7 protein-coding genes and 1 pseudogene are annotated in these 8,867 nt (G+C 42.8%); 5 read left to right on the plus strand and 3 right to left on the minus strand.

Going from position 1 to position 8,867, the window contains the following annotated elements:
* The first annotated feature begins 434 nt into the window (after window positions 1-434).
* From B157_RS0109005 to B157_RS0109015, 3 genes are all read left to right on the plus strand, one after another.
* The gene (locus tag B157_RS0109005) at window positions 435-2,363 is read left to right on the plus strand and encodes an ATP-binding protein (RefSeq protein WP_020603019.1); all 1,929 of its coding nucleotides are present in this window, start codon (window positions 435-437) and stop codon (window positions 2,361-2,363) included.
* Window positions 2,364-2,990: 627 nt separating this feature from the next.
* On the plus strand, window positions 2,991-3,131 hold the full coding sequence (locus tag B157_RS38140) for a hypothetical protein (RefSeq protein ID WP_020603020.1): 141 nt from the start codon (window positions 2,991-2,993) through the stop codon (window positions 3,129-3,131).
* A gap of 47 nt (window positions 3,132-3,178) precedes the next feature.
* A complete protein-coding gene (locus tag B157_RS0109015) occupies window positions 3,179-3,436 on the plus strand; it encodes a hypothetical protein (protein WP_020603021.1) in 258 nt (85 codons plus the stop codon).
* A gap of 189 nt (window positions 3,437-3,625) precedes the next feature.
* Here the strand turns inward: B157_RS0109015 and B157_RS0109020 are convergent, their stop codons facing one another.
* The 3 genes from B157_RS0109020 to B157_RS0109030 all read right to left on the minus strand — a co-directional run bounded on the left by B157_RS0109020 (window position 3,626) and on the right by B157_RS0109030 (window position 6,062).
* On the minus strand, window positions 3,626-4,129 hold the full coding sequence (locus B157_RS0109020; RefSeq protein WP_020603022.1) for a DUF421 domain-containing protein: 504 nt from the start codon (window positions 4,127-4,129) through the stop codon (window positions 3,626-3,628).
* A 270-nt stretch (window positions 4,130-4,399) separates the two neighbouring features.
* Window positions 4,400-5,113: a hypothetical protein gene (locus B157_RS0109025; protein WP_020603023.1), complete on the minus strand. Its 714-nt coding sequence runs from the start codon at window positions 5,111-5,113 to the stop codon at window positions 4,400-4,402.
* A 643-nt stretch (window positions 5,114-5,756) separates the two neighbouring features.
* Window positions 5,757-6,062 (minus strand): hypothetical protein, encoded by a 306-nt coding sequence (locus B157_RS0109030; RefSeq protein ID WP_020603024.1) that lies wholly within the window; start codon window positions 6,060-6,062, stop codon window positions 5,757-5,759.
* Window positions 6,063-6,488: 426 nt separating this feature from the next.
* Here B157_RS0109030 and B157_RS34810 point away from each other — a divergent pair.
* Both B157_RS34810 and B157_RS0109040 read left to right on the plus strand, forming a co-directional pair.
* Window positions 6,489-7,229, plus strand: a pseudogene (locus tag B157_RS34810) (NADPH-dependent F420 reductase); the annotation flags it as partial.
* Between the two features lie 404 nt (window positions 7,230-7,633).
* Complete coding sequence (locus B157_RS0109040; protein ID WP_020602493.1) at window positions 7,634-8,698, plus strand: AI-2E family transporter; 1,065 nt, start codon at window positions 7,634-7,636, stop codon at window positions 8,696-8,698.
* The last annotated feature ends 169 nt before the right edge of the window (window positions 8,699-8,867 follow it).

Here is an 8,867-nt window from a genome sequence, read left to right on the forward strand (position 1 = left end):
GTAGGCTTACTTCTGAGGGCTTTGAGTTCGCTATATTTCTGGCGGGCCAAAGCCACATATTCTTCTTCGGTGAAGGGCAGGGAGTGTTCGTCAGGCATGCCCTAAGCTACGACATGGTTGCGACAATTTGAATTGCACCCATTCAGATGAGTGATAACCTTTCGAACAAATCATTATTTTTTGAGAGGTTACTTGATTGTATGGTATATGAACTCTATTTCAAAAATGATGTAATAAGGCAGAAATGTGAAGTTCTTAAACATATTATGCTGATACCTTTACTAAATAATATAAATTACAATTATGACGTCTCTGATACAGATAAAATTTATGAACAGTTAGTAAGTCCAGACTCACAAGTAAACCGATCAATGTTACAATTTAATTTAATTGAGTCTATTAAAAATTTTGAATCTAATAAAGTTTAGGTAATTATGCTAGTTCAACCAATAATAATTGCACCGCAAAAAAAAATTCGAATTACAGAAATAAAATTGACTAATTGCAGAGCTTATCTAGGCCAATATGATCCGATTCGCCTTTCAGGGGGCCAAAATTTAATAATATATGGTGAGAATGGTAGCGGTAAAAGTTCTTTGTTTAAAGCTATAGGAAATTATTTTTCTAGTAGTTTAGACTCTTCCATATTGTTTGTAAAGAATAAATATTTCGAGGGAGATCCTGGTTCAATTGAGTTAACGTTTTCTTCATTTGATGCAGTTAGCAACAACAATACTAACGAGCCAGATAAGAAAATGAAATTTGGAAGTGATTTTTCTGATAATAATGCAAATTTTGTAAAATCAGCTTCTTTGATAAAAGGATTTTTAGATTACTCCAATTTACTCGATGTTTATCTACACAAAGAGTCCCGTCCTAATCTTTTCGGTCTCGTTGTGCTGAACTTACTTGGAGATCAGTATGCAGTCAGATCTGGTGGAGATTTTCGCTTCAAGCAAAAATGGAATGATTTACAGCGTAATTTAATTGATGAATCAAGAACGAGAAGATCTAAACGTCACAAGCTTTCTTTAATTGAATTAAGACAATATCATACACATTTAGATTCAACATTGACGTCAGTCTTTACCGAACTAAATCGTCTGCTATCAACATATTTTCAAGATCTACAAGTTTCACTTTCTTATGAGTTTCCAGAATTTATTTTTCAGTATGGAGCAAAATGGCAGTGGAATACAGTAGCTAGTTTAAAATTAAAGGTTTTTAAAGATGGCTTTGATATTTCAAATGACTATCGGGATACATTGAACGAAGCTCGTTTGTCTGCTTTTGCAATTTGTCTATATTTAGCATCCTTGAAGGAGAATCCAGATTTAGAACTCAAGCTAATATATTTAGATGACGTTTTTATCGGTTTAGATTCAGGTAATAGAATTCCAATTTTAGATATTTTAATAAATGAATTTGAAGATTATCAAATTATAATTTCTACCTATGATAGACATTGGTTTGAATTGGCTAAAAGGCGATTCAACGCTCTATCACGGAATAAATGGCTACCAATTGAGTTTTATGTAGGAAATTATGAATACAATAATAATTTGATTTCGAGGCCAATAATTGTAGTTGGTGAAGAGAATTACGACCGTGCTATCAAATATTTGCATGACCGGAGTAAACCAGATTATCCGGCAGCAGCAAATTATTTTCGAAAAACTTTGGAAGAACTAATTGTATCGTTTATGCCAAAATGGGAAATAGCTGATACAGAAAACACTCAAATTCCTGATTACCAATTAACTAGTTTATGCAATAGAACTTTCCTATTTCTAGACCGAATTGGTCAAGATCCAAAGCATATTAGTAATATAATAAGTTTGCTGCCAGCACTTTTGCATCCATTGTCTCATCATGAAATATCTGCTCAAGTTTACAAAAATGAGCTTTCTTTAGTTGAACGATCAATTAGTCTCTTGAAAGAACAATTGATCGTTTTAGATATACCAACGAATTATAAATGCGCTTTAGAAGCTTCTAAAAGATTAAAAATAACATTTGCTATTGATATTGTGTCAAATCATTATTCGTTCTACGAAATTATTTTAAAAGAACCTTTAACACTGAAACGGCAGACAAATAACGCATTTACTCTTTGCAAATGTTTATGTTACGCAGATAAAATTTATGGTCATAATGGAACTATATCTTACCCAGCTTTCAACCCAAACAAAAAAGATCTATCCTTTAATTATAATTCGCTGCATGATGCATGCGAAAAGATTTACACGTATTTAATTGGTCAAAATAGAATTGGATATTTTCCTAAAACTAATAATTATTTGGACCTAATAATGTACCACGATGGTACGATATGGAAAGCCATTAATGAGTTAGTTGTTTGAATTAATTGACGTTTTTTCCTAGTTGGCTTGTTGTGTTGGCGCAAATGGTAAAGTAATGTTTGGCTCTTTCGTTAAATGATCAGTGTGGCATACAAGAGTTTCACGTTTTTAAGAATCTGGATTTAGATACTTAACTGGTATTCACTTTATAGTAGCCTAAACAGGAGGTCAGTTAAAATTAATTACAAAGATGTTACCAGTATATGATCTTAATTGAGTTTAAAAATAAATTTTATGGAATAAATGAGGTTTTTCCCCATCTACTTACTTATAACCTACTCTTTTTTTTAGTAGTGATACAAACCAATTCTTGGTGAAGATAGGGTATGGTGAATGAACAAGAATTGTTATAATGCATAGAATGTTGATCGGGATTGCTTTGTTACTATATAAAGAAAGTTCTTTTTGTGAGCAAGAGTTGATTTTGCAGACTTATAGACGTGTAAATAAGTCCTCATTTACTCATTACAATTGACTGATTGATAGGTGATTGTAAACGGTTTTTTATTACGCATTTCCTCTTGCGTCAATAATACTTTGATACTACATTTGGCCAAAGGCATATAACGATATTTGTTCTTCCTACCCCACAATATATACTTTATCAGGCGTTGGCTCCAAGCTTTAGTGGAATTAAGGTTTCTGTTAAAAGTGCAGCAGGCCGATATTCCCTACCTCAAACAGCGACGACGGGTTGCCAAACCCGAAATGTGGAAGCTGGAAGAGATGATTCAGGTTGTTGAGGTATTGAAACGGTTGCAACTTTAAAGCGGTAACCGTAACAAAAGCGGTACCCGTAACATGCGGTAGGTTTTTTGCCCCTTTCAGAAGAAGACAGCGAAAATATTATTCTCAAACTGGGTACCCAAACAGACATAGAGACGATTGCCCAGTTTGGTCAGGCCAGACAGTCTCTCAGCCAACGGCTGAAGAAAAATAAATGGATCGGCCTGATTAGCGAGCAGTCCGGCATTCCCTACTTAAAAGTACGCCGTCGGATTGGCAAGCCTGAATTATGGAAAGCGGGCGAAATGATTCAGATGGCCGAAGTTTTACAGCGACTACAGGTTTAACCAAAGAGGGCAATATACGACCACGTAAACCGACCTTTTTCTGAACGACGGCTGTGTAATAGGGAGGTATCAATAAGATAAATCTAGTTTAATTCTGCTCACTTACTTACCTAAATACTTACAAATTATCTAAATATTGATGAATGGTTGGAGCGATGAGTGGAACCAAGGGAGGATAAGTGTTAAACGCTACTTCCCCGCTTTCGGTACGACGCTGATTTTACCACTCTCTTCGATATAGCAGGTTTTTACGTCGTCAGCGTTATCCACCCCTTCTTCGCGCAACATACCCATCAGTTCAGTTTGGCTAATGAGTTCTTTCTTCATGTTTTGCCGTTGTAGTATCCCGTCTTTAATCAGCAGAACCGGGTCGGGAGAGCCGAATTTTCTGAACAAAACGGACCTAAAGCCCAGCCAGTTGATGGCCACATCCCAAAAAACCAGTACACCCACCAGTACACAACCTTCCGTAACAGAATCGTACTCGCCCGCCATCGAGTTTTGGGAAGCATCGGAAATCAGGGTAATCAGCAGCAAATCCCCGATGCTCAACTGCCCGGCCCCACGCCGGAAAAACCGGATGTACAAAAAGCAGAACCAGTAGGTAAGGGTGCCCCGGATCATGATTTCTAGCAGAGACATACTGGGGACAAACATTTTATTCCAGTCAATGTCAAGCAGTAGTCGGTTCATTCTATCGTTCGTTTTTGTAAACAACTGAAGATCAATAGGAACGGTCCGCCCGGCGGCCTGGATCGAATTTCCTTAGCGAACGTCGCCCAGCGTAATTCGTTACCATCCACGTGGGATGGCTAATGCCGCTGTGGTCCATCTGCTATAAAATCCCTGATTAAACAAATTTACCGGGGAATTAATGGATCAAATAAAATCCCTTTGAAAGGTAAGTAATAAATATCTGTAACGTCGAGGGATATATTGGCTACCTATTGACACTATGTGGACTCAATTAGGGGTGTACGTTAACTGAATCACCAGCGCCTGCGCACCGGTTTTATTAGTTCGTTGCCAACCGACAGCCAGCGGTAGATGCTTACCAAGGTACACTTCAACGCCCAACACCAACTGACCAAAATCGTGTGGACCCGAGATCCAATCGCCCAACAGATGTAATTTTTGGTAAACTATACCGGCATCAAAACCCGTCTGAAATCCGGTACTTGGTCCATCCCCCAAATAACGGGCATTTGCCACATAACCTCCGGCCGAGAACGTATAATGGTCATCTCTCGAAGTGGCGGCCACATTTCCATACCCATACCCAACCCATTGGGGAGGTCGATCCGTCAGCGCGTTCAGTCCACCTTGAGACCCAATAGCCAACTTAATATTATCATTAATGGCAAATGCCTTTTGCGCATTGAGCATTAGTAAAGGACTAAACGACTTTTCGGTGGTTGAGTCGTTAGCGATAATTCGATGTTCTCCTGGCTGATAGTCAAGATTATATAGATTTACTCCTACCTCCCATTCATGACCTAAACCGTAATTTATGGTCGTCGAGGAACGAATCGATTCCGAAATGTTAATTTGCTGCTGCACCGCGATTTTGTGCTCATCGACCACATCGGAGGACGGGACATTAAAATAAGTCTGCTGACCAAAAACGGACGGACTAAAGCTGAATCCACTGATCAGGAGCAGGTAAATTTTTCTCATTAGGTAGTCGTAGTACAGATTCTAATAACACGACAACGTGTATTAAGTTAGTAGAACCATTAAGGCAATCAACTCGACATGCTGGAAACAAATTGGTATCTGGGTTGTGTTTGCCATCTCGTACGGCACCGACTTTAAAATCCGTCACCTAACCAATTTGGCGAAATGTAGGAGATATAGAACCGTATTATGCTACTGACGGAATTCGACAGTTATTAAAATTTGATTCATGTGAGATGAGGGACTTTTGTAGTCCATCGTGTCGATAAATTGTGGTGATTTCGCCAGCACACTAAATGGAATAATAAAGCCGCATCTGGCTTATGCTGGCGCGGCCTTTCATTGGTCTTATGGTTCGGTACAGTTGGCTGAAAAGGGGATAAAAGCTATTTTCAATTATTTCTTTACAGCTTTTCATATACGGAAAACAGTCGGACGTTTTAGTTAACGAGTACTCGGGAGAAGCAGGGTACCAAAAAGAGAAATCGTAGTTAATTAAGGGTAACATCAAGTTCTAACGTTTACCCGTTTATCGGACTATATGCTCCCGTAGTTCAGCCTTTTTCAGCTTCCTTTGAACGCAAAAATAGAGCGATAACTCTGCAGAGTTATCGCTCCAGTATGTTCACTAAAGACTACCGATCTACTGGTTGTCTATTTTTTTCGCTTTGCCACTAATGGCCCGTCCAGTTGCTTTGGTCGCTTTCGTAACAGCGCGTCCCGTTGCCTTTGTACCCTTAGTTACGGCTCTTCCGGTGGCTCTGCCAGCGGTGCCAACCGCGTGTGCTCCATCAGCAACACCGGTTTCAACTTTATCACCAGCGCGCCGGACATCTTGTCTGGTTTTTTCCTTACGGGCCGCCCGCGTAGCGGCATGATCATCCTGGGCAAATGCGCCGGTCGTTAATACCGCGCAAAGAGCAAGTGATAAAAGCAGTTTCGTTTTCATAACTTTTTGGGATGGTAGCGGAGCCTTACTCCAGATACGTTGATTGCATTGGCAGAATAACGTTTTTCGTTGGTTGTTTGTTTTTTGAGCTAAACTAGATGGGTATTGGAGGTGTCAAGTGTAGACTTACCTTATTGGTTTAGCGTCCATTACGCAAGGCGTTTACCCGCGTTCAACAACGTTTCGTAGTCTTTGGCGAAGTAGAAGCGCAGGACTGGACTTGCTACCTTTTTCTGGACATAAGTTAAGCAACATTTGTCCAGAAAAAGGTAGCAAGTCCAGGATACGGCTGCCATGGGATTTGGGCGAACAGAATAGCGCAAGCAGTGGCGAACTCGACTATACTTCCCGACAAGACGCTGATAAACAATTTGCTGGCCGGAAGGTTAAAATTCGGAGCTAGGCGAAGCAAAGACTCATTACTCGTTAACAGTATCAACCATGAAAATAGGAATCATCGGAGCCGGCTTCATCGGCAGTGCCCTTGCCGTTCGGCTCACTGGCCTGGGCCATTCCGTGGCTATTGCCAACTCGCGTGGCCCTGAAACGCTGGGCAACGTGGCCAAAAAAAGCGGCGCTACTCCCGTTACGGCCCATGAAGCGGCCCACTACGGCGAAATCATCGTGGTGACCATTCCCCTTAAGAACATTCCCGACCTGCCCAAAGACTTGTTCGATGGCGTACCCGCTGAGGTGCCGGTTATTGATACCAGCAACTACTACCCCCTGTTGCGTGATGGACACATCTCCGAATTAGAGCAGGGTGAGTTGACCGAAAGTGAGTGGGTACAGCAGCACCTGGGCCGGCCGGTAGTAAAGGTGTTCAATAATATCCTGGCCGACCACCTTGAAAAATTGGGGCAGCCTGTGGGCACACCCGGCCGTATCGGTTTGCCTGTAGCCGGCGATGACCCCGCTGCCAAGCAAAAAGTAATGGCTCTGGTGGAGGAACTGGGCTTTGATGCCGTGGATGACGGCAGTCTGCATGAATCATGGCGGCAACAGCCTGGCACGCCGTGCTACGCAGCCGATCTATCCGCCATGGAGCTACGGCAACAGTTAGAAAGTCTGGGTACAGAGCGCACGGAGCAGCAACACGCGCAGTTTTTGGCTAACCACGCTACGCAGGAAAAGCAAATGGAAGCTCAGGGCATCAAGCTTAAATAGCTAACGCTTTAACCCGCGGCCCCTAAAAACAACTAGGTAGTTTCACCAGTACCTGACGAAAAAGGGCTACACATGATTAGGTGTAGCCCTTTTTCGTCGATTAGGAACTCCCCATATGATTTCGGGTAGTCGCCAACGTTCCGGCAAAATGCTTAATCTGCCAGTAGTGTTTCTCTGAGCGTCGGAGGGAGTAAAGTAACCGGATGTTTGAATGAACCAAAGTTTAATATATTTCAAATTAAGTCACATCGAGGGTTTTCAATAAATGTCAACAACAATCCGTAGCAAACGGGTCGTTCTATCCGGCCAGTTTTCGCCTACTTTTGATGCTTTTATACGCTTAATCCGGCTGACAAATACCCCCCTTTTGAGTTATACCCTTGTATCAACTAAACAACAAGTGTATGATTAACGATCAACCGGACTCCATTCCAGAGCCGCTATTCATTCGGCGCGTCGGCATTATATTAGGTCTGACCCTATCTACTTTACTGTTGCTTGGACTGATGGGGGCCGCTTTCGACGTACTGCTGCTGGTGCTGGCAGCTACGCTGATTGCCCTGCCACTTCATGCGGGTGCCCGATGGATGAGCAAACGTACCAATTGGCCGGAGGGCGTTTCCCTCGCCATTGTAGCTCTCCTGACCATCGGTGTGCTGATAGGTATGGGGTGGGTTATCTCCACTTCGATTGGCGGGCAAATCGATCAGTTGCAGGAGCAGGCCCCTAAAGCATTGAAAAATGCGGAGGAGATGCTGCGTCAAACAAGCTTTGGCCGACAGTTGCTAAAAGAAGACATCAAACCGGAGAAATTGCTGGACAGTGGTTCTTCGCGCTGGCTGGGACGCATTTCGGGTGCTATTTCGTCCACGCTCGGTAGTCTGGCAGATTTGTACGTCATTCTGTTTCTGGCTGCTTTTCTGGCGGCACAACCTACTCTGTACCGCGACGGGCTGGTCCGGCTGGTTCCTAAACCGAGTCGAAAACGGGCCGAAGCGGTGCTGGATAAGCTAGGCGAAACCCTGCTGGGCTGGCTGGGTGGTAAGTTGTTTTCGATGGTCGTGGTTGGCGTTCTAAGTTTTGTAGGTCTGTGGCTGCTGGATATTCAACTGGCTGGAGCGCTGGCCCTGTTTGCGGGACTAATTACGTTCATCCCCAACTTTGGTCCCATCATCGCGTTAATTCCCGCCGTACTACTTGCACTATTGAGCGGCCCCCAGCAGGCCCTGTATGTGGTGCTACTCTACATGGGTATTCAGCTCGTAGAAAGTAACCTGCTGACCCCGCTCATTCAGAACAAGGTAATTTCTATGCCGCCCGCGCTGGTCTTTATCTCGCAGCTCATCATCGGCATATTCGCCGGGGGCATTGGGCTGGCCTTAGCCACACCTGTCATGGCCATCGTACTGGTTATGGTCAAAATGCTGTACGTACAGGACGTACTAAAAGACGGTTCTATCAAGGTGTAAACTTTATCCTAAAATACGACCGCCGTATAGAATACAAGGGCTGGTATGCCCTGTGTGTAGGAGCACAATTCGTCCGGTTCTCTTCCCTAAGATATGACTAATTCAGACGCACTAGATCCACGACAACGTCCTGATGTACAACAGGCTCTATCTGCTATTCAGCCCCTTA

Source organism: Spirosoma spitsbergense DSM 19989 (genome assembly GCF_000374085.1).
GTDB classification, from domain to species: Bacteria; Bacteroidota; Bacteroidia; order Cytophagales; family Spirosomataceae; genus Spirosoma; species Spirosoma spitsbergense.

Excerpts from the sequence above, each read along its gene's own strand:
- B157_RS0109005 (WP_020603019.1), top strand. The coding sequence starts at position 435 with ATGCTAGTTCAACCAATAATAATTGCACCGCAAAAAAAAATTCGAATT.
- B157_RS0109020 (WP_020603022.1), bottom strand. The coding sequence starts at position 4,129 with ATGAACCGACTACTGCTTGACATTGACTGGAATAAAATGTTTGTCCCC.
- B157_RS0109025 (WP_020603023.1), bottom strand. The coding sequence starts at position 5,113 with ATGAGAAAAATTTACCTGCTCCTGATCAGTGGATTCAGCTTTAGTCCG.
- B157_RS0109030 (WP_020603024.1), bottom strand. The coding sequence starts at position 6,062 with ATGAAAACGAAACTGCTTTTATCACTTGCTCTTTGCGCGGTATTAACG.
- B157_RS0109040 (WP_020602493.1), top strand. The coding sequence starts at position 7,634 with ATGATTAACGATCAACCGGACTCCATTCCAGAGCCGCTATTCATTCGG.